Genomic DNA, 16696 nt, shown 5'->3' with positions numbered 1-16696 from the left:
GGCTAGCTTCAGCGGAACTGGACCGAGGCTAAACGCATGAACCGTCATTGTGGGGCTTGCACCGCGCGGCGGTCCGGCGGCAAAGGGTGGCGATGACCTCCAAGCACCTCCCGCCCTGCGTGATCCTGAATCACCCGCAACTGGCCGAGAACATCGGCGCGGTCGCCCGGGTGATGGCCAATTTCGGCCTGTCGGACCTGCGCCTGGTCAAGCCGCGCGACGGCTGGCCGCAAGAGCGCGCCTGGGCCAGCGCCTCGGGCGCCGACTGGCCGCTGGACAACGCCAAGGTGTTCGACCGCCTGGAAGACGCCATCGCCGACCTGAAGCTGGTGTTCGCCACCACGGCCCGACCGCGCGAGACCCGGCTGCCGGTCTACACGCCGCGCGAGGCCGCCGGCCACCTGTCGGCCGACGTCGCCCAGGGCTTCGCGGTGGGCCTGCTGTTCGGCGGCGAGCGGGCGGGGCTGGAGACCGACGACATCGCCCTGTGCCAGGCCATCGTCTCGATCCCGATCGACGAGAAGTTCCGGTCGCTGAACCTGGCCCAGGCCGTGTCGATCAACGCCTACGAATGGAAGATGACGGTCGACGACCGGCCGTGGTCGCGGTTCGAGTACAACGTCGCCGAGCCGGCCGACCAGTCCAGCCTGCTGGGCCTTTACGGCCAGCTGGAGGACGAGCTGGAGAAGGCGGGCTTCTATCATCCGCCCGAGAAGAAGCCGTCGATGGTCCGCAACCTGCGCGCCCCGCTGGCCCGGGCCCGGCTGACCGAGCAGGAGGTTCGCACCTTCCGGGGCGTGGTCACCGCCCTGTCCAAGGGGCGCGGCCGGGTGCTGGCCAAGCTGGCGGCGCAGAAGGCGGCGAAAATAGACCCCGATCCGCCGGCGGATTGATCGAGGTCATGGTCGAGCGTCGTAACGAGGCCCACCTCTGCGGCTTCAGTCGCGATGGAGTTTCGCCATGATCCCCGATGCAAGCACCCTGGTGGTGGTGGCTGATGGCCACAGAGCACGTCTTCTCGAGCAACCGCGGCTGGACGGTCCGCTGCATGACCGGCCCGAGTGGCTGGCTGGCTTGAAGCCGCGCCACGCCCATTCGAGCGGCGCCGCGCCCCACGAAGGCGATGCCCATGACCGTGCGGAACGGGCCTTCGTCACGGATCTGGCTCACAAGCTGGAGGAGGTCGCTCGCGCCCACAGCTTCGACCGCTTGATTCTCGTCGCTCCGCCGCGGGCTCTCGGGCATCTGCGCGAGGCGCTGCCGAAGGCTCTCGCTGACAAGGTGGTCGGATCCGATCCGCATGAGCGGGTCGACGCCACGATCATGACCCTGACCGATGTCGTCCGGGCGGTTCGCCACGAAGCGGCCGCCTGACCGGATCGCCCGGTCGCCGCCGGCCCGCCGCCGGCGGCCGGCGGGGCGTCCTTGCGCGCCGGCCGCTTACGCGCCGGCGTAACCTGTTCTAGTCTCCGCCAAACAACTGTTTGGGGGACGACATGAACCGTCGACAACTGTTCCTGAGCGCGGGCGCGCTTGGCGTGATCGGTCTCGGCGCAGCCGCCGTCGCTCAGGGGCTGCAGATCTCGACCGCCGCCCAGGCCTGGCTCTACGCCCTGCCGCTGATCGAGATGGCCACCACGCGGGCGCGGATGCTGAAAGCGCCCGGCGCGGCGATCAACAGGCTGACCCATGGCCGGACCCTCAGCGACCACGCCGCGCGCGCGGTGACCACGCCCAACAACGACACGCTCTACTCCATCGCTTTCCTTGACCTGAGTCAGGGACCGGCGACCCTGACCGTGCCCGCCACCGGGGCGCGCTACTGGTCGGCGGCGGTGATGGACATGTTCACCAACAACAACGCCGTGCTGGGCCTGCGGACCGTGGGCGGGGAGGGCGGGACCTTCACCCTGGTGGGACCGGGGCAACCGGCCAAAGGCCCTAACCCCGTGCGGGTGGCCACGCCGCACGCCTGGCTGTTGATCCGCACCCTGGTCAATGACGCGGCCGACGTCCCGGCCGTGCACAAGGTCCAGGACGGCATCGTCCTGACCGGACCCAAGGCGCCGCCGCCGCCGGCCTATGCGGGGCGCGACGCCGACGCGGCGAGCTATTTCGACAGCGCCCGCCGGTTGCTGGCCGCCGACCCGGCCCCCGCCGTGGACCAGAAGCTCCTGCGCAAGACCGCCGCCTTCCTGGGCGCGGGGCCGTTCGACGCGGGCGCGGCCGAGGTCGGCGCCGACCAGGCCCGGATGATCACCCGCTTCGCCAAGGGGCGTCAGACCTTCACCGACGGCTGGGCCTATCCGCGCGCCAATCTGGGCGACTACGGCCAGGACTACATCTATCGCGCCATCGTCGCGCTGATGGGCCTGGGCGCGCTGCCCCTGGCGGAGGCGATGTACATGAAGGCGGCCGGCGACGACGGGGCGGGTCTGTTCACCGGCGACGGCCTCTATCGCCTGAGCCTGCCGGCCGACATGCCGCTGGACGGCTTCTGGTCGCTGTCGATGTACGAGGCCACCGACGACGGCCAGTTCTTCTTCACCGACAATCCGCTGAACCGCTATGCGATCAGCGACCGCACGGCGGGCCTCAAGCGCAACGCCGACGGCTCGCTGGATCTCTGGATCGGCCGCGTCGACCCCGGCGGCGACCGCACCGCCAACTGGCTGCCGGCCCCGAAGACCGGGCCGTTCGCGATGTACCTGCGGACCTATCTGCCGAGGCCCGAGCTGCTGGACGGGCGGTTCCGGTTCAAGCCGGTGGAGAAGGTTTAGAGCTTACCGACCGTCACGCTCTGTGCGCGGTCCTCGTCCTTCGACAGGCTCAGGATGAGGACGAATTGTGCGGGCGGTGCAGTGGAAAACCTCATCCTGAGCTTGTCGAAGGACGAGGTTTTCGTTTCGGCGGGGCATCCTAGCCCTCCCACTGGAACACCCGTTCGAGCCCCACCCCGAACACCTGGGCGATCCTGAACGCCGCCTCCAGCGAGGGCGAGTACTTGCCCTGTTCGATGGCGGCGATCGTCTGGCGGGTCATGCCGATGCGCTGCGCCAGGTCGGCCTGGGTCATCTCGCCGTGCTCGAAGCGCAGGCGGCGGATGTCGTTGCGGATCGGGGGCGGGGCGGGCATCAGCAGGCCCGCCGATAGCCGAGGATGACGCCGCCGTGCCGGGCCAGCTCCGACACCGCCAGGGCCAGGATCACCGCGTTGGCCATCAGGGTCTTGTCGAAGAAATAGACCGTCACCGCCGCGCCCATCGCCGCCACCTGCAGCACGTAGAAGGCGTGGGTCGAGGCCTTCAGGTCGATCAGCCGCTCGCGCTCGTCCTGCGGGCCGCGCGGCTCGCGGTTCAGGGCGGCCATCACGATCTGCAGCCCCACCTGCAGCACCACCAGCGCGAAGATGCAGGTGGTCAGCGGTCCGGCGAAACCGACCGGGCGACCGGCGGCCGCCGCTTGGCCCACATAGGCGAAATAGGCCCCGTAGACGATCAGGGTCGTCCAGAACGAAATCCACGCACTCTTTTCCCGCAAGGCCATGACCGGCTCCATAATGTAAAAGATTTCGAACATTGAGTGCGTCATTCACGGCATGATGTCAATTATCTTTTACATCACCCGACGCGCCCCGGCGGATCGCCGCCGGACGGGACTGGCTCGCGCCGCCAAGCCTTGGCAAGGTGCCGCCGACTCGACATCCGGAGATCCCGCCATGAAGACCCGCGCCGCCGTCGCCTTCGCCGCCAAGCAGCCGCTGGAGATCGTCGAGGTCGACCTGGAAGGCCCCAAGGCCGGCGAGGTGCTGATCGAGATCAAGGCCACCGGCGTGTGCCATACCGACGCCTACACGCTGGACGGCCTGGACTCGGAGGGCCTGTTCCCCTCGATCCTGGGCCACGAGGGCGCGGGCGTGGTGGTCGAGGTCGGCCCCGGCGTCACCAGCCTGGCGGTCGGCGACCACGTGATCCCGCTCTACACGCCCGAATGCCGTCAGTGCAAAAGCTGCCTGTCGGGCAAGACCAACCTCTGCACGGCCATCCGCGCCACCCAGGGCAAGGGGCTGATGCCCGACGGCACCAGCCGATTCTCCTACAAGGGCCAGACCATCCACCACTACATGGGCTGCTCGACCTTCTCGAACTTCACCGTGCTGCCCGAGATCGCCGTGGCCCGCATCCGCAAGGACGCGCCGTTCAAGACCGCCTGCTACTGCGGCTGCGGCGTGACGACGGGCGTCGGGGCGGTGGTCAACACCGCCAAGGTCGAGCCGGGCGCCAACGCGGTGGTGTTCGGCCTGGGCGGCATCGGCCTGAACGTCATCCAGGGGCTGAAGCTGGTCGGCGCCAACATGATCGTCGGGGTCGACCTGAACCCGGACCGCGAGGAATGGGGCCGCAAGTTCGGCATGACCCACTTCGTCAATCCCAAGACCATCGACGGCGACATCGTCGCCCACCTGGTGGCCCTGACCGACGGCGGGGCGGACTACACGTTCGACGCCACCGGCAACACCACGGTCATGCGCCAGGCGCTGGAGGCCTGCCATCGCGGCTGGGGGCAAAGCATCATCATCGGCGTGGCCGAGGCCGGCAAGGAGATCGCCACGCGGCCGTTCCAGCTGGTCACCGGCCGGGTCTGGAAGGGCACGGCCTTCGGCGGCGCGCGCGGCCGCACCGACACCCCGAAGATCGTCGACTGGTACATGGACGGCAAGATCCAGATCGACCCGATGATCACCCACGTCCTGCCGCTGGAGCGCATCAACGAGGCGTTCGACCTGATGCACGCGGGCGAGAGCATCCGGACCGTGGTGACGTTCTAGGATGACCGTCGAAACTCTCGCCACCCACCGCACCCAGGGCGGGACGCTGCGCTACTGTCGGCACGACAGCCCCAGCACCGGCACGCCGATGCGGTTTACGATCTGGACGCCCCCCCAAGCAAAGGATGACGGGGAGGGACCGTTCCCCTACCTCGTCTGGCTGTCGGGCCTGACCTGCACCGAGGACAACTTCACCACCAAATCGGGCGTCTACGAGCACGCCGCCCGGCACGGGATCGCCATCGTCGCCCCCGACACCAGTCCGCGTGGGGAGGGCGTCGCCGATGATCCGGCCTATGACCTGGGGCAGGGGGCGGGGTTCTATGTCGACGCCACCCAGGCGCCGTGGGCGCCGCACTTCCAGATGTATTCCTACGTCACCAAGGACCTGCTGCAGGCCGTTGACGGCGCCTTCCCGCTGGATCCGGCCCGGCGCGGGATCTTTGGCCACTCGATGGGCGGTCACGGCGCGTTGACGATCGCCCTGCGCGATCCGGACCTGTTCAAGTCGGTCAGCGCCTTCTCGCCGATCGTCTCGCCGCTGAACTGCCCGTGGGGCGAAAAGGCCATGACCGCCTATCTGGGCCCAGACCGCGCCGCCTGGCGCGCCCACGACGCCACGGCCCTGATCGAGGACGGGGCGGGCGCGGCCTTCGACGAGATCCTGATCGACCAGGGTTTGGCCGACAGCTTCCTGGAAAGCCAGCTGAAGCCGCAGCTGCTCGAAGCCGCCGCCGCCAAGGCCGGCCGCAAGGTCACCGTCCGCCGCCAGGACGGCTACGACCACAGCTATTTCTTCATCGCCACCTTCCTCGGCGACCACGTGGCTTGGCACGCGGCGCGGCTCTGAACCGGTCAAGTCCAGGCGGCGGCTTGCTTGAAGGCTGCTTCCCCGACACTCTTGGCGGTGCCTGCTACGGAAACCTCTTGTGACCTCAACCGACCTCGACGGGGCGATGGATCCCGAAATCGATGAGGATATCGACGACTGGGATCGCGTGGAGCGGGACCTCGACCAGCAAGTCGGCGAGCCCATCGTAAGCCCCGTGATGGCCGATTCCCGTCCGCTTTGGCTCATCTATGCCGTGGGTCACTTGCTGTGGATCGGCGTGGTCTATGGATTACTGGCGCTAAATGGCCAGCTTGTCCCCTACATCGTCCTGCTGGCGGCGCTGGGCTCAGGCATGAGTCTGTTCGCGCTGGATGGAAGCCGATGGCGTTTGGCGGGCTGGCTTGTCTGGTTGGTCGCGGTGGTCGGCGTTTGCCGCTGGTTGACGCTTGGCGGACGCAACGAACCGCCATGGTGGATCGGGCCCGGTCTGATTGTCACGATCGTGGTCTGCGCCTACGGCCTGTGGCGTTGGGGACGAATGCGTTTGAAGCGCGACCGGCGCCAGCCTCCGCTGGTCATCGGTTGACGCATCCATAGCGTCGCGGCGCCCCAGCCGTTGACTCCCCGCCGCCCCTCCGTCATAAACCGCCCCTTCTCGCCGCCGGCTCGCCGGACGGCGCGAAAAACGCATGACGGAATGACCCGAAGCCGCCGTTGAGATCGCACCCTCCCGAGGGCGCCGGCTCGGATCGAACTAAAAGAGTGACTTATGTCCAAGCGCCATAGCGCCAAGTACAAGATCGACCGCCGTATGGGCGAAAACCTCTGGGGCCGGCCGAAGTCGCCGGTGAACCAGCGGTCCTACGGCCCCGGCCAGCACGGCCAGCGCCGCAAGCAGAAAGTCTCGGACTTCGGCCTGCAGCTGCGCGCCAAGCAAAAGCTGAAGGGCTACTACGGCAACCTGACCGAGAAGCAGTTCTCGCGCACCTACGAGGAAGCCGCGCGCCGCAAGGGCAACACCTCGGAAAACCTGATCGGCCTGCTCGAGTCGCGCCTGGACGCCATCGTCTACCGCGCCAAGTTCGTGCCGACCGTGTTCGCCGCCCGTCAGTTCGTGAACCACGGCCACGTGCAGGTGAACGGCAAGCGCGTGAACATCGCGTCCTACCGCTGCAAGGCCGGCGACGTGATCACCGTCCGCGAAAAGTCGCGCAACATGGCGCTGGTCCTGGAAGCCGTGGCCTCGGCCGAACGTGACTTCTGCGACTACATCACCGTGGACGCCAAGGGCCTGCAAGCCACTTTCGTCCGCGCTCCGGAACTGGCCGAAGTGCCGTATCCGGTGAAGATGGAACCGAACCTCGTCGTCGAATTCTACGCTTCGTAAGACGCGTTCACTGCGAGACGAACGAAAAGGCCCCGGGGAGACCCGGGGCCTTTTTGTTGCTCAAAGCCCTCCCCCTGTGGGGGAGGCGGCCCGAATGGGCCGGAGGGGGGAGTGGTCCCACCTCGGAAATCCCCCCACCGATCGCTGCGCGATCGCCTCCCCCACAGGGGGAGGGCCTTCATTTTTTGTCTAAGGCCCTTGAACCGCCACAAGGGCCTCCTAGATCTCAAGAGCGGGCCGGGCCCCTCTGGCGAGTGATGCAAGCACTCGTGATGTCGGACCGCATCGGGTGTTCTCGATGTCTGGGTCCGGTTGTCCCCCTCCCTCCACCGCCGGCTCAGCTTCGAGGACACCCGTCCATCAACAGGACAGGGACCCTCCCGTATGCCGCTTCTGATGTGCCCCAACTGCGACGCCTCCATGCAGGCCGTGCAGCGCGCCAGCGTCGAGTTCGACATGTGCCCCCAGTGCCGGGGCGTGTGGCTGGACCGCGGCGAACTGGAGAAGCTGATGGCCATGGAGCGGGGCGAGCCTCAGGCGGCCACGCCGCGCCTCCCCGACTACGACAGGCCCCGCGAGCGCTCCGACCATCGCCCGGACCATCGTCCAAATGACTACCGCCACGACGACGAGCGCCGCCACCAGGGCCACTACGGCAAGAAGAAGCGCTTCGACCTGTTCGACATCTTCGACTGATCCCCAGCTAGAGCCATGAACCACATCAAGACCTTCGTCCTCCTGGCCGGCCTGACGGCGCTGTTCGTCGGGGCCGGCTACATGATCGGCGGCCCGACCGGCATGCTGATCGCCCTGGTGTTCGCCGTGGGCATGAATCTGTTCTCGTACTGGAACGCCGACAAGATCGTGCTGCGCATGTACGGCGCGGTCGAGGTCGACGCCGGCCATCCCGTGCCGATGGTCCGCCAGTACGTCGCCGACGTCGAGGACCTGGCCCGGCGTGCCGGCCTGCCGCGGCCGCGCATCACGGTGATCGACAGCGAGCAGCCCAACGCCTTCGCCACCGGCCGCGATCCCACTCACGCCGCCGTGGCCGCCAGCACCGGCCTGCTGGGCCTGCTGGACCGCGACGAGATCCGCGGCGTCATGGCCCACGAGCTGGCCCACGTGAAGAACCGCGACACCCTGACCATGACCGTGACGGCCACCATCGCCGGCGCGATCTCGGCCCTGGCGAATTTCGCCTTCTTCTTCGGCGGCTCGCGCGACGACGACGAGCGTCCGGGCGGCTTGATCGGGACCATCGCCCTGGCCATCCTGGCGCCGATCGCCGCGATGCTTGTGCAGATGGCCGTCAGCCGCTCGCGCGAATACGAGGCCGACCGCATCGGCGCCGAGATCGCCGGCGATGGCCGGGCCCTGGCCCGGGCGCTGGAAAAGATCGAGGCCTATGCCCGCGGCGGCGCGGTCAATGTCGAGGCCGAGCGCAATCCGGCCACCGCGCACCTGTTCATCATCAACCCGCTTTCCGGCAGGGGCGGCGACAGCCTGTTCTCGACCCACCCGGCCACCCACAACCGGGTCGAGGCCCTGCTGCGCCTGGGCGTCAGCCAGGCGACGCGGAGTCGGGTCGGCACGGCCGTACCGGTCGGCGATGGGCGTCGGGTCGGCCCCTGGAGCTGAACTTCGCGACAATCCGTCGCCCCCGCGTCGGTTTCTCCGAGCCTTAACCCTGCGACAACGCCCGTGGCGCTATCAGTTTGAAACGCTTGGGGGAAAAGCCATGACCATGACGCTCGAAGTCCAGAAGACCACCGGCATCGCCGGCCTGCTGGAGGCCCTGTCAGCCGAGATGTCGATCGCCGCGGTGTCGTGCGGCCATCTGGACAGCGCGCTCGGCCAACTCCTTGAGCACGTGCCGATGGAGGCGCGGATGGAGGTGATGCAGGAACTGCACATGGTCGACATGCTGGCCCAGCACATCACCGCCATTACCGACTTCACCGCCGGCCTCGCCGCCTCGATGGCCGCCGAGGGCGCCCCCGACGTCGACGCGGCCCTGTCGCGCATCACCCTGGGCGACGTGGCCGCCCGCCTGCGCGGGACCCTTTCAAAGGCCGCCTAGGGCGCTTCCACCGGCCGGATGGGATTGTATTCCCAGCCCCACGGAACACCCGTCTCGCCCAGAGCCGCCTTGACCAGCGGCGGGAAGACCCGCTGACCGACGCCGCTGTTGGTCAGGATCACGATGCAGCGCCGGCCGCGTTCGACGCAGACCATCGTGTTGTCGGTTATGTCGTTATGGCCGCCCTTGAAGAAGGCGTGGCCTTGCGGGCCGTCGAAAACCACCACGCCGATCCCCGCCGCCAGGCCGATCTTGGCGTTGTCCGGGCTTCCGCCCGTCAGCGTCGGCGGGAACTGGTGGGCGTTGACGATCGGGAAGCTGGGCTTGGTCCGCTCGGCGGCCGCCTTGGCCGAGAGGCCGCGGCCCGAGACCATGGCCGCGACCAGCTTCGACAGGTCGTCGATCGTGGTGTCCAGCGAACCGGCCGCCTTCACGCTGCTCCGCTCGTCGTGCTCCTCGAACTTGCCGTCTTCATGGTAGCCGTCGGCCAGGTTGGGTCGAAAGTCGGGCCGCCAGCTCATGGCGCTCCGGGTCATGCCCAGCGGTTGGAAGATCCGGCGGTTCATCTCGTCGCCGACCTGCAGCCCCAGGCCCTGCTCGACGACGAACTGCATCAGGTTCAGCCCCTCGCCGGAATAGATGTAGCGCGTGCCGGGATCGGCCTTGATGTCCAGTTTCTCGTCGGCGTTCAGCCAGCGGAAATTGGGGAAGCCCGCCGTGTGGGTCATCAGCATGCGCGGGGTGATCTTCTCCCAGCGCGGATCGCCGGCCAGGTCCCTGTAATTGTCGTAGTCGGGCAAAGGCTTGGGCAGGTAGGCCTTGATCGGCGTGTCCAGGTCCAGCTTGCCGTCGTCGACCAGCATCAGCAGGTACTGGCCGAAGGCCGCCTTGGTGATCGAGGCGCCGTACATCACCGTGTCGGGCGTCAGCGGGGCTTTCTGTTCGACGTTGCGCCAGCCCTGGGCGCTGACGTGGGCGACCTCGCCGTGCTCGATCACCGCATAGGCCAGGCCCGGGATCTTGCCGACCGCCATCAACCGGGCGGCCTCGGCGTCGAGCGGCCCGTAATCCTTGAGGGGAGCGTCGGCGGGGAGGGCGGGAGACGCGGCGGCCAGGCACGCCGCCACCGAAGCGATCGAAGCGAATTTGCGAAGCACTGAAGTCTCGTCGGTTGCGCGCGGCCGAGCCGTGGGCAAACTAGGGCTCAGTTTCTCGTCCTTGCCAAGGCGCCCCAAAGGCTTCGCATGACCTTCGACCGACGCCGACTGCTGGTGACCGGACTGCTGCTGGTCTTCGGCGGCTGCGCGACGCGGGGCGGCGGCGTCACGCTGGTTGTGCGGCCGGGGCAGGAGGCAGGCGAGCTCGAGGCGCTCAAGGGCGCTCAAGCGGGACCCATGGGCCTTGCCCTGAAGGTCCTGTCGCATGGCTGCACGACCAAGGCCGACTTCACGTTCTATGCGGGACAGGCCGGCCGCGATCGAACGATCGCCTTCGCCCGCAAACGGCTGGACGTCTGCAAGGCGGCGCCGAACGTGGTGGAGGTCAATTTCAGCTACGATGAACTGGGTCTGGCCGGGGCGGAGACCGTTCGGCTCCTGAATCCAGTGAACTGAACTCCCCACCTCCGCTCATCCCGGCATTCGCCGGGATGAGCGGAATCATAGGGAAGGGAGAGAGGGTCTCACCCCTTGGGCGTGAACCGCTCGACCATCCAGGGCAGCACCCGCGCCGGGCGCTTGGCGGCGATGTCGATCAGCACCCAGTCGGTGCGGCTCTGGGCGCACATCTCGCCGTCGGGGCCGTCGATGCGGAAGAAGCGCTCGAAGCGCGGGCCCTTCAGCTCGCCCACCCAGGTGTAGCCGGTGGCGATCTCGTGCGGCAGCAGTTCGCGGCGGTAGTCGATCTCGTGGCGGCGGGCGACCCAGCTCCACGGAGCCCGCTCCTCGGGCGTGGCCCAGGCGTCCCAATGGGCGATGGCCAGGTCCTGGCCCCAGGCCAGGTAGACCACGTTGTTGACGTGGCCGTTGGCGTCGATCTCCGACGCCTTCGGTTCGAAGGTCAGCTTGAAGGCGTCGCTGGGCGGGACGAAGGCTTTACTCAAGCCTCGATCAGGCCCTGCTCGGCCAGGAGGGTCTTCAGTTCGCCCGACTGGAACATCTCGCGGACGATGTCGCTGCCGCCGATGAACTCGCCCTTGACGTAGAGCTGGGGGATGGTCGGCCAGTCGGTGAAGGTCTTGACGCCTTGGCGCAGTTCGTCGTCCTGCAGCACGTCGACGCCGATGAACGACACGCCGAGGTGGTCGAGGATCTGCACCGTGACCGACGAGAAGCCGCAGCGCGGCTGATCCGGCACGCCTTTCATGAACAGGACCACGGGATTTTCGGCCACGGTCTTGGCGATGAAGTCGATAGCGGGGGAGGAGGCGACGTCGGTCATGGAACAAAATCCTTGGGCGTAGGCTCTCAGCTAGGCGCCGCGCCCCTCCGGGTCAAGCCTTGGCGCCGCATCGCGGCCTCAGGCGCGACGCTTTGACCGTTCCGCCTGCTGGGCCGAGAAGCGGGCCATCTCGATCTGGGCCGCGCAGCCGGTGGGCAGGTCGCGCTCTGCCATCGCCGCCAGGGCTTCGATTTCGGCGGGCGAGCCGGCCGTGACCTGGACGGTGGCCAGGGACGGTTCGGTCAGGGCGTAGGCCAGGCAGATCTGCTGGGCGTTCCAGCCGGGCGTGTTGCGCAGGAAGTCATAGCCGCCGACATCGGCCAGCGGGTCGGTGCGACGCCGCCACAGCGAGGGCTTGGGCAGGAAGCTGTGCTTGTGCTCCTCGTGCAGCACGTCGGGCCAGTAGTCCTGGGCGATCACCGCCATCTCACGGGTCATGGCGGCGCGCACGCGATTGCGCTCCACCCAGCCCGAAGCCAGGTTGAACGGCGTGGCCATGGCCTCGAACTGGCCCGAGGCGACATAGGCGTCGAACTTTTCGCCGGCCCCGGCCACGCCCAGCAGGCGGATCAGCCGCGCCCCGCGCAGGGCCTTCAGCTGTTCCAGGGTCTCGGCGGGGAAGGCGTTGGTGTCCGGATCGTCCAGGGTGGCCAGGTCCAGGTGGCCCAGGCCGGTGCGGTCCAGGGCCTGCTCGATCATGTCGTGGACGGCTTGGGCCCGCAGCGCGCGGTCGCTGGCGCCGCGCAGCCGCCAGCCGATGAACAGCAGCCGCCGCTCGACCGTCGAGAAGGCCTCGGTCGCGCCCTCGATCAGGGCCGGCGAGACGCCGTCGAGCTCGAAGGTGTTGATGCCGCTTTCCAGCGCAGCGAAGATCAGCTTGCGCCAGTCCGCGCCCCGCAGGCGAGGCTGGTCCTCCAGCCTCAGCGAGATCGCCGAGACCGCCACGCCCGCGCTTCCGAAGGGGCGATAGCGCATGGCGTCTACTCCGTGGGGGCGGCGGTTTCGAGGGCCAGGGCGTGCAGCGCCCCGCCCAGCACGTCGGCCAGGGCGCGGTTGACCATCTGGTGCTGCTTGACCCGATTGAGCCCCCGGAAGGCGGGCGAAACGATGCGCGCCTTGTAGTGGTCGCCGTCGCCGGCCAGGTCGGTCAGCACGATCTCGGCGTCCGGAAAGGCGTCGTGCAGGCGGGCTTCGAGGTCGGGGAAGGACATGGGCACGGCGGAAAACTCCGAATCTCTCGACCTTGGGTATGCCGGGGAAACCTTAAGAACGGGCATACGGGAAATGCCGGCCCGGGCTGGAACGTTGCTTTCATCCGCCGCGGTGTCCTTCGCCGTCATCCCGGCGCCGTGAAAAATGACGACGAGTTCATTGCGAAATCCGGCCGACGCAAGCCATGAAGGCCGGATCAGCAAGGGTCTCGCATGCGTCATCTCCTGGCTTCGGCCGCTCTCGCGCTCGTCTTCACGGCTTCCGCTCACGCCGCGCCCACGCCCGGCGCCCATGCCCTGGACGACGTCCGCATCCTGTCGGCCGACGACATGGAAGGGCGGGCCGTCGGCACGCCGGGCGGGGCCAAGGCGCGGGCCTACATCCTTAAGCGCTTCGGCCAGATCGGGCTGAGGCCCAAAGGCGCGCCGTTCGAACGCCCGTTCACCTTCAAGCCCAAGACCTTCGGCAAGGACGTCACCGGGGTGAACCTGGTGGCGCGGATCGAGGGCACGTCCAGTTCGGACAAGGTGCTGGTGGTCTCGGCCCACTACGACCACCTGGGGGTCCGCAAGGGACAGGTCTATAACGGGGCCGACGACAACGCCTCGGGGATCGCCGGCCTGCTGGCCGTGGCCGAGGCGTTCAAGGCCAAGCCGCCGCGCCACACCGTGCTGATCGTCGCCTTCGACGCCGAGGAAAGCGGGCTGAAGGGCGCCAAGGCCTTCGTCGCCGATCCGCCCGTACCGTTGGCGAACATCGGGCTGAACGTCAATTTCGACATGCTCAGCAAGAACGCCAAGAACCAACTTTATGTCAGCGGCGCCGGCCCGCAGCCGTATCTGAAGCCGGTGCTGGACGGGGTGGCCAGGACCGCGCCGGTCAAGCTGCTGCTGGGTCACGACACCGACGCCCAGGGCAAGGAGAACAACTGGACCCAGCAGTCCGATCAGGGACCGTTCGCCGTGGCCGGCGTGCCCTGGGTCTATTTCGGCGTGGAGGACCACCCCGAATACCACCAGCCCACCGACGACTTCGCCACCGTGCCCCAGGACTTCTTCAAGCACGCGGTGGCCACCGTGGTCACCGCGACCCGAGCGCTGGACGACGACCTGGACTCGATCGCCAAGTCCGCGGGACGGTAGGGTTCGGCTCAGCACATCCCTTTCTATCCGCTCATCCCGGCGTTCGCCCGGATGAGCGGAGTGAAAAATCAGCCCGCGCTTTCTTCCTCTTCCGCCTCTTCGTCGTCCTCTTCGAGACCGAACACCTCGTCGATGACCTCGACGATCTCCTCCAGGTCGTCGAGCGTGACCTTCAGCTTCAAGGTCTGCTCGTCGTCGCCGGTGACGGTCAGGAAGATCCCGTCGGCGGTTTCTTCGAGAATGAACTCGTCCAGGTTCGGAATGGCGGCCATGTCGGTCTCCTCGGTTGGCGGACAAGCGACTGGACACGGCGTTTGTTCCGGGCCGTCACGCGTCGTCACGCGATAGATAGTGTCGCGATGCGCCAATGTCGTGACGGCCCGGGTCGCCGTACCGCCTAGGCGGGAGCGCCGGCCCTGTAGCGCTCGGCGGGACGGTTGCGCGACAGGTTCGGCAGCAGCTTGGCCCGGGCCGCGTCGTAGGCGGCGAAGTCGACCGGATCGGGCAGGGACGGGATGGTGACCAGTTCGCCTTGACGGAAGCCGGCCAGGGCCGCGTCCACCAGGTCGTCGACCTCCATCAGCATGTTCGGGTCCAGCTTGTCCGCGCCGCCGCCGCCCGAACGGTCCCAGATCTCCGTGCGGGTCGCGCCCGGCAGCACGGCCTGGAGCTGGACGCCGGGGCTCAGTTGCTGGCGCAGAGCCTGGGTGAAATAGGTCACATAGGCCTTGGTCGCGCCGTAGACGACCGATTGGAGCTCGGGGGCCAGTCCGACCACGGACGAGATGTTGACGATCGCGCCGCGGTCGCGGGCCGCGAAGGCCTTGGCGGCGGCGTGGGCCAGGCGGGTCACCGAGACGACGTTCAGCTGGATCATGTTCTCGACCCGCTCGACGTCCTGCTCGGCGAACGACCCGGCCAGGGCCGCGCCGGCGTTGTTGATCAGGATGTCGATCGAAGCGTCGTCGGCCAGCCGGGCCTCGACCTTGGCCAGGTCGGTCCTGTCGGTCAGGTCGGCGGCGACGATGTCGATCTTGACGCCCGTGGCGGCCTTCAGCTTGGCGGCCAGGGCTTCCAGCCGCGCGGCGTCGCGGGCCACCAGCACCAGGTCGTGGCCGGCGCGGGCCAGGCGGTCGGCATAGGTCGCGCCGATGCCGGAGGAGGCGCCGGTGATCAGGGCCGCGCCGCGAAGGTCTTGCTTGCTCATCGTCTTCGTCCCGAAAGGGGTTGGCCAGGCCCCATGGCCTGGTCGTGAGGTTCAGATGGGAGGTAACTTTTGATTTGCAAGTGACTAACTTTCAATTCGCTAGTGATCGCCTATATGGAGGGCATGACCCAACGCGCCCTCGATGCTGGACAATGCCCCGTGGGCCGCACGCTGGAGCGCGTGGGCGACGCCTGGAGCCTGATGATCCTGCGGGACGCCCTGCAGGGCCTGTCGAAATTCGACCAATTCGAAAAGAGCCTGGGCGTGGCGCCGAACATCCTGGCCCGACGGCTGGCCGCCCTGGTCGAGGCCGGCTTTCTGGAACGCCGGCCCTATCAGGAACGGCCCGTGCGCCACGAATACCTGCTGACCGACCTGGGGCGGGACTTCGCCCCGGTGCTGACGGCGCTGATGGCGTTCGGCAACCGCCACTTCGCGGTCGAGGGCGTCGCCAGCCAGATGGTCGACGCGACCACGGGCCTGCCGGCCGAGCCCGTGATGGTGGACCGCCGCACGGGCAAGCCGATGGACGATCCCGATTTCGTCTATGCCGCCGGTCCGGCGGCCGGCCCCGCGCTGCTGGCCCGCGTGGCCCAGGTCGCGCAGGGGCGGCGCCGCTAAAGGAGCGGACCACCTTCGATAGCGCGTGGTCAAGTTTCGGCTTTTGAGTGTAGATTTCCCGCAAGGGCCGCCGGACGTCGGGCCATCAGGGTGGGACGCATGGACATCAAGCTGAACTTCATCAACGATTCCAACGATGTGAACAACAGCGAGATCGTGATCTTCGCCAAGAACGCGGCCACGGACGTCCAGGAGACGGCGGTGGCCTGGCTGGTGATCCAGAACTGCGGCAAGGGCGACAACCACCCGTTCGTCTATCCGATGGCCACACAGGTCGGGGCCAGCGACAGCTGGGGCAACTACACACCCCTGTTGGACGCGGCCGACGGCCAGCAATTCTCAATGGTGCGCGACACATCGGGTGATGTGCTGAAATACAGCGGGCAGGCCGCCAGCGCGAGGGAGATCGAGGTGCTCAACGCCCTGCAACAGGGCGCGATCAACGCCGGAATCTACAAGAGCGGCAAGCTCTATGCCCAGGCGACCAGCATCGCGCCTCAGCAGAAGGCGGTGTTCCAGTTCAAGCCGACGATCTGGATCGGGGTGGCGTCGCAGGTGGTCCAAGGCGAGGTGATGAACTCGGCCATCGTCTCGTCGATCAACACCGAACTGTCGCTGCTCGGCATCGCCAGCGCCGACATCGTGATGACCGGCGGCGGCTCCGGCCCGAACGCGACGCCGTTCATGTTCACCCTGGCGAATGTCGAGTACGCCTGAGCGCCTGGCGACCCCAAGGCTCTGGAGGGAGCGATGATCCTGACCTGGCTATGGAAGATGTTTCAGTGGTTTCGGCAGAGCCGCGAGGCGTCGGTTCTCGAGGCGCCGGAAGGCCAGCCCGCGCTGGGCGAGGCGCGGGCCGATTTCATCAACGACTCCAACGACAAGAATAACGCTCATGTCGTGATCTTCGAGGGCGACGAGGCCGCGACGGCTCCGACGAAATAGG

Annotated in this window: 24 protein-coding genes; 15 read left to right on the top strand and 9 right to left on the bottom strand. The window is 67.7% G+C overall.

Features of this window, described 5'->3' with window-relative positions:
* Positions 1-92 precede the first annotated feature (92 nt).
* The 3 genes from ASD38_RS21185 (at position 93) to ASD38_RS21175 (ending at position 2780) form a co-directional block, all read left to right on the top strand.
* The gene (locus tag ASD38_RS21185) at positions 93-893 is read left to right on the top strand and encodes an RNA methyltransferase (RefSeq protein WP_056445986.1); all 801 of its coding nucleotides are present in this window, start codon (positions 93-95) and stop codon (positions 891-893) included.
* A gap of 67 nt (positions 894-960) precedes the next feature.
* A complete protein-coding gene (locus ASD38_RS21180; protein ID WP_056445983.1) occupies positions 961-1374 on the top strand; it encodes a baeRF12 domain-containing protein in 414 nt (137 codons plus the stop codon).
* 122 nt (positions 1375-1496) lie between these two features.
* Positions 1497-2780, top strand: a complete 1284-nt coding sequence (locus ASD38_RS21175; RefSeq protein ID WP_056463189.1) for a DUF1254 domain-containing protein — start codon at positions 1497-1499, stop codon at positions 2778-2780.
* Between the two features lie 139 nt (positions 2781-2919).
* Here ASD38_RS21175 and ASD38_RS21170 read toward each other — a convergent pair whose 3' ends face one another.
* Entirely contained in the window at positions 2920-3135 is a 216-nt protein-coding gene (locus tag ASD38_RS21170; RefSeq protein ID WP_056445977.1) for a helix-turn-helix transcriptional regulator, read from the bottom strand.
* Positions 3135-3545: a hypothetical protein gene (locus ASD38_RS21165; protein WP_156390822.1), complete on the bottom strand. Its 411-nt coding sequence runs from the start codon at positions 3543-3545 to the stop codon at positions 3135-3137. Before ASD38_RS21165 ends, ASD38_RS21170 begins: the two co-directional genes overlap by 1 nt.
* A gap of 172 nt (positions 3546-3717) precedes the next feature.
* On the opposite strand from ASD38_RS21165, the gene ASD38_RS21160 reads away from it, so the two are divergent.
* The 7 genes from ASD38_RS21160 (at position 3718) to ASD38_RS21130 (ending at position 9129) form a co-directional block, all read left to right on the top strand.
* Entirely contained in the window at positions 3718-4827 is a 1110-nt protein-coding gene (locus ASD38_RS21160) for an S-(hydroxymethyl)glutathione dehydrogenase/class III alcohol dehydrogenase (protein ID WP_056463183.1), read from the top strand.
* Between the two features lies 1 nt (position 4828).
* Positions 4829-5677 carry an S-formylglutathione hydrolase gene (fghA, locus tag ASD38_RS21155; RefSeq protein WP_056463180.1) on the top strand — a complete coding sequence of 283 codons (849 nt, stop codon included), beginning with the start codon at positions 4829-4831 and terminating at the stop codon, positions 5675-5677.
* Between the two features lie 79 nt (positions 5678-5756).
* Positions 5757-6245 carry a hypothetical protein gene (locus ASD38_RS21150; protein WP_056463177.1) on the top strand — a complete coding sequence of 163 codons (489 nt, stop codon included), beginning with the start codon at positions 5757-5759 and terminating at the stop codon, positions 6243-6245.
* A 183-nt stretch (positions 6246-6428) separates the two neighbouring features.
* Positions 6429-7046 (top strand): 30S ribosomal protein S4, encoded by a 618-nt coding sequence (gene rpsD, locus ASD38_RS21145; protein ID WP_056445961.1) that lies wholly within the window; start codon positions 6429-6431, stop codon positions 7044-7046.
* Between the two features lie 384 nt (positions 7047-7430).
* Positions 7431-7742, top strand: a complete 312-nt coding sequence (locus tag ASD38_RS21140; RefSeq protein WP_056445958.1) for a TFIIB-type zinc ribbon-containing protein — start codon at positions 7431-7433, stop codon at positions 7740-7742.
* Positions 7743-7757: 15 nt separating this feature from the next.
* Positions 7758-8687 carry a zinc metalloprotease HtpX gene (gene htpX / locus ASD38_RS21135; protein ID WP_056463174.1) on the top strand — a complete coding sequence of 310 codons (930 nt, stop codon included), beginning with the start codon at positions 7758-7760 and terminating at the stop codon, positions 8685-8687.
* 100 nt (positions 8688-8787) lie between these two features.
* A complete protein-coding gene (locus ASD38_RS21130) occupies positions 8788-9129 on the top strand; it encodes a hypothetical protein (RefSeq protein WP_156390821.1) in 342 nt (113 codons plus the stop codon).
* On the opposite strand, the gene ASD38_RS21125 is transcribed toward ASD38_RS21130, so the two are convergent.
* The gene (locus ASD38_RS21125; protein ID WP_056463171.1) at positions 9126-10286 is read right to left on the bottom strand and encodes a serine hydrolase domain-containing protein; all 1161 of its coding nucleotides are present in this window, start codon (positions 10284-10286) and stop codon (positions 9126-9128) included. The two genes, ASD38_RS21130 and ASD38_RS21125, sit on opposite strands and share 4 nt — an antisense overlap.
* Positions 10287-10373: 87 nt before the next feature.
* Here ASD38_RS21125 and ASD38_RS21120 point away from each other — a divergent pair, with 87 nt between their 5' ends.
* Entirely contained in the window at positions 10374-10742 is a 369-nt protein-coding gene (locus ASD38_RS21120; protein ID WP_056463168.1) for a hypothetical protein, read from the top strand.
* A 68-nt stretch (positions 10743-10810) separates the two neighbouring features.
* Here the strand turns inward: ASD38_RS21120 and ASD38_RS21115 are convergent, their stop codons facing one another.
* From ASD38_RS21115 to ASD38_RS21100, 4 genes are all read right to left on the bottom strand, one after another.
* Positions 10811-11230, bottom strand: coding sequence for an acyl-CoA thioesterase (locus ASD38_RS21115; RefSeq protein WP_056445946.1), 420 nt, complete (start codon positions 11228-11230; stop codon positions 10811-10813).
* Complete coding sequence (gene grxD, locus ASD38_RS21110; RefSeq protein ID WP_056445943.1) at positions 11227-11568, bottom strand: Grx4 family monothiol glutaredoxin; 342 nt, start codon at positions 11566-11568, stop codon at positions 11227-11229. The genes ASD38_RS21115 and grxD overlap by 4 nt, the downstream gene beginning before the upstream one ends.
* 78 nt (positions 11569-11646) lie before the next feature.
* The gene (locus tag ASD38_RS21105) at positions 11647-12543 is read right to left on the bottom strand and encodes an aldo/keto reductase (protein WP_056445941.1); all 897 of its coding nucleotides are present in this window, start codon (positions 12541-12543) and stop codon (positions 11647-11649) included.
* Positions 12544-12548: 5 nt separating this feature from the next.
* Complete coding sequence (locus ASD38_RS21100; RefSeq protein WP_012287488.1) at positions 12549-12785, bottom strand: BolA/IbaG family iron-sulfur metabolism protein; 237 nt, start codon at positions 12783-12785, stop codon at positions 12549-12551.
* 207 nt (positions 12786-12992) lie between these two features.
* Between ASD38_RS21100 and ASD38_RS21095 the strand changes: the two genes are divergently transcribed.
* Positions 12993-13922: a M20/M25/M40 family metallo-hydrolase gene (locus tag ASD38_RS21095; protein ID WP_056463165.1), complete on the top strand. Its 930-nt coding sequence runs from the start codon at positions 12993-12995 to the stop codon at positions 13920-13922.
* A 68-nt stretch (positions 13923-13990) separates the two neighbouring features.
* On the opposite strand, the gene ASD38_RS21090 is transcribed toward ASD38_RS21095, so the two are convergent.
* Positions 13991-14194 (bottom strand): hypothetical protein, encoded by a 204-nt coding sequence (locus ASD38_RS21090; protein ID WP_056445935.1) that lies wholly within the window; start codon positions 14192-14194, stop codon positions 13991-13993.
* Between the two features lie 125 nt (positions 14195-14319).
* The gene (locus tag ASD38_RS21085) at positions 14320-15129 is read right to left on the bottom strand and encodes an SDR family NAD(P)-dependent oxidoreductase (RefSeq protein ID WP_056463163.1); all 810 of its coding nucleotides are present in this window, start codon (positions 15127-15129) and stop codon (positions 14320-14322) included.
* Between the two features lie 123 nt (positions 15130-15252).
* Between ASD38_RS21085 and ASD38_RS21080 the strand changes: the two genes are divergently transcribed.
* The 3 genes from ASD38_RS21080 (at position 15253) to ASD38_RS21070 (ending at position 16695) form a co-directional block, all read left to right on the top strand.
* Complete coding sequence (locus ASD38_RS21080; RefSeq protein WP_056463326.1) at positions 15253-15750, top strand: winged helix-turn-helix transcriptional regulator; 498 nt, start codon at positions 15253-15255, stop codon at positions 15748-15750.
* A gap of 99 nt (positions 15751-15849) precedes the next feature.
* A complete protein-coding gene (locus tag ASD38_RS21075) occupies positions 15850-16467 on the top strand; it encodes a hypothetical protein (protein ID WP_056445929.1) in 618 nt (205 codons plus the stop codon).
* A gap of 33 nt (positions 16468-16500) precedes the next feature.
* Complete coding sequence (locus tag ASD38_RS21070; protein ID WP_056463161.1) at positions 16501-16695, top strand: hypothetical protein; 195 nt, start codon at positions 16501-16503, stop codon at positions 16693-16695.
* Position 16696: the final 1 nt, after the last annotated feature.

Origin of the sequence: Caulobacter sp. Root487D2Y (genome assembly GCF_001427165.1) — a bacterium.
GTDB lineage: Bacteria > Pseudomonadota > Alphaproteobacteria > Caulobacterales > Caulobacteraceae > Caulobacter.
The sequence above is the reverse complement of the archived record's forward strand: the minus strand, read 5'-3'. Positions and strand labels throughout refer to the sequence as shown.

Coding starts and splice junctions, on each gene's coding strand:
- ASD38_RS21185 (WP_056445986.1), top strand. CDS start 93: ATGACCTCCAAGCACCTCCCGCCCTGCGTGATCCTGAATCACCCGCAA.
- ASD38_RS21180 (WP_056445983.1), top strand. CDS start 961: ATGATCCCCGATGCAAGCACCCTGGTGGTGGTGGCTGATGGCCACAGA.
- ASD38_RS21175 (WP_056463189.1), top strand. CDS start 1,497: ATGAACCGTCGACAACTGTTCCTGAGCGCGGGCGCGCTTGGCGTGATC.
- ASD38_RS21170 (WP_056445977.1), bottom strand. CDS start 3,135: ATGCCCGCCCCGCCCCCGATCCGCAACGACATCCGCCGCCTGCGCTTC.
- ASD38_RS21165 (WP_156390822.1), bottom strand. CDS start 3,545: ATGGCCTTGCGGGAAAAGAGTGCGTGGATTTCGTTCTGGACGACCCTG.
- ASD38_RS21160 (WP_056463183.1), top strand. CDS start 3,718: ATGAAGACCCGCGCCGCCGTCGCCTTCGCCGCCAAGCAGCCGCTGGAG.
- fghA (WP_056463180.1), top strand. CDS start 4,829: ATGACCGTCGAAACTCTCGCCACCCACCGCACCCAGGGCGGGACGCTG.
- rpsD (WP_056445961.1), top strand. CDS start 6,429: ATGTCCAAGCGCCATAGCGCCAAGTACAAGATCGACCGCCGTATGGGC.
- ASD38_RS21140 (WP_056445958.1), top strand. CDS start 7,431: ATGCCGCTTCTGATGTGCCCCAACTGCGACGCCTCCATGCAGGCCGTG.
- htpX (WP_056463174.1), top strand. CDS start 7,758: ATGAACCACATCAAGACCTTCGTCCTCCTGGCCGGCCTGACGGCGCTG.
- ASD38_RS21130 (WP_156390821.1), top strand. CDS start 8,788: ATGACCATGACGCTCGAAGTCCAGAAGACCACCGGCATCGCCGGCCTG.
- ASD38_RS21120 (WP_056463168.1), top strand. CDS start 10,374: ATGACCTTCGACCGACGCCGACTGCTGGTGACCGGACTGCTGCTGGTC.
- grxD (WP_056445943.1), bottom strand. CDS start 11,568: ATGACCGACGTCGCCTCCTCCCCCGCTATCGACTTCATCGCCAAGACC.
- ASD38_RS21105 (WP_056445941.1), bottom strand. CDS start 12,543: ATGCGCTATCGCCCCTTCGGAAGCGCGGGCGTGGCGGTCTCGGCGATC.
- ASD38_RS21095 (WP_056463165.1), top strand. CDS start 12,993: ATGCGTCATCTCCTGGCTTCGGCCGCTCTCGCGCTCGTCTTCACGGCT.
- ASD38_RS21090 (WP_056445935.1), bottom strand. CDS start 14,194: ATGGCCGCCATTCCGAACCTGGACGAGTTCATTCTCGAAGAAACCGCC.
- ASD38_RS21085 (WP_056463163.1), bottom strand. CDS start 15,129: ATGAGCAAGCAAGACCTTCGCGGCGCGGCCCTGATCACCGGCGCCTCC.
- ASD38_RS21080 (WP_056463326.1), top strand. CDS start 15,253: ATGACCCAACGCGCCCTCGATGCTGGACAATGCCCCGTGGGCCGCACG.
- ASD38_RS21075 (WP_056445929.1), top strand. CDS start 15,850: ATGGACATCAAGCTGAACTTCATCAACGATTCCAACGATGTGAACAAC.
- ASD38_RS21070 (WP_056463161.1), top strand. CDS start 16,501: ATGATCCTGACCTGGCTATGGAAGATGTTTCAGTGGTTTCGGCAGAGC.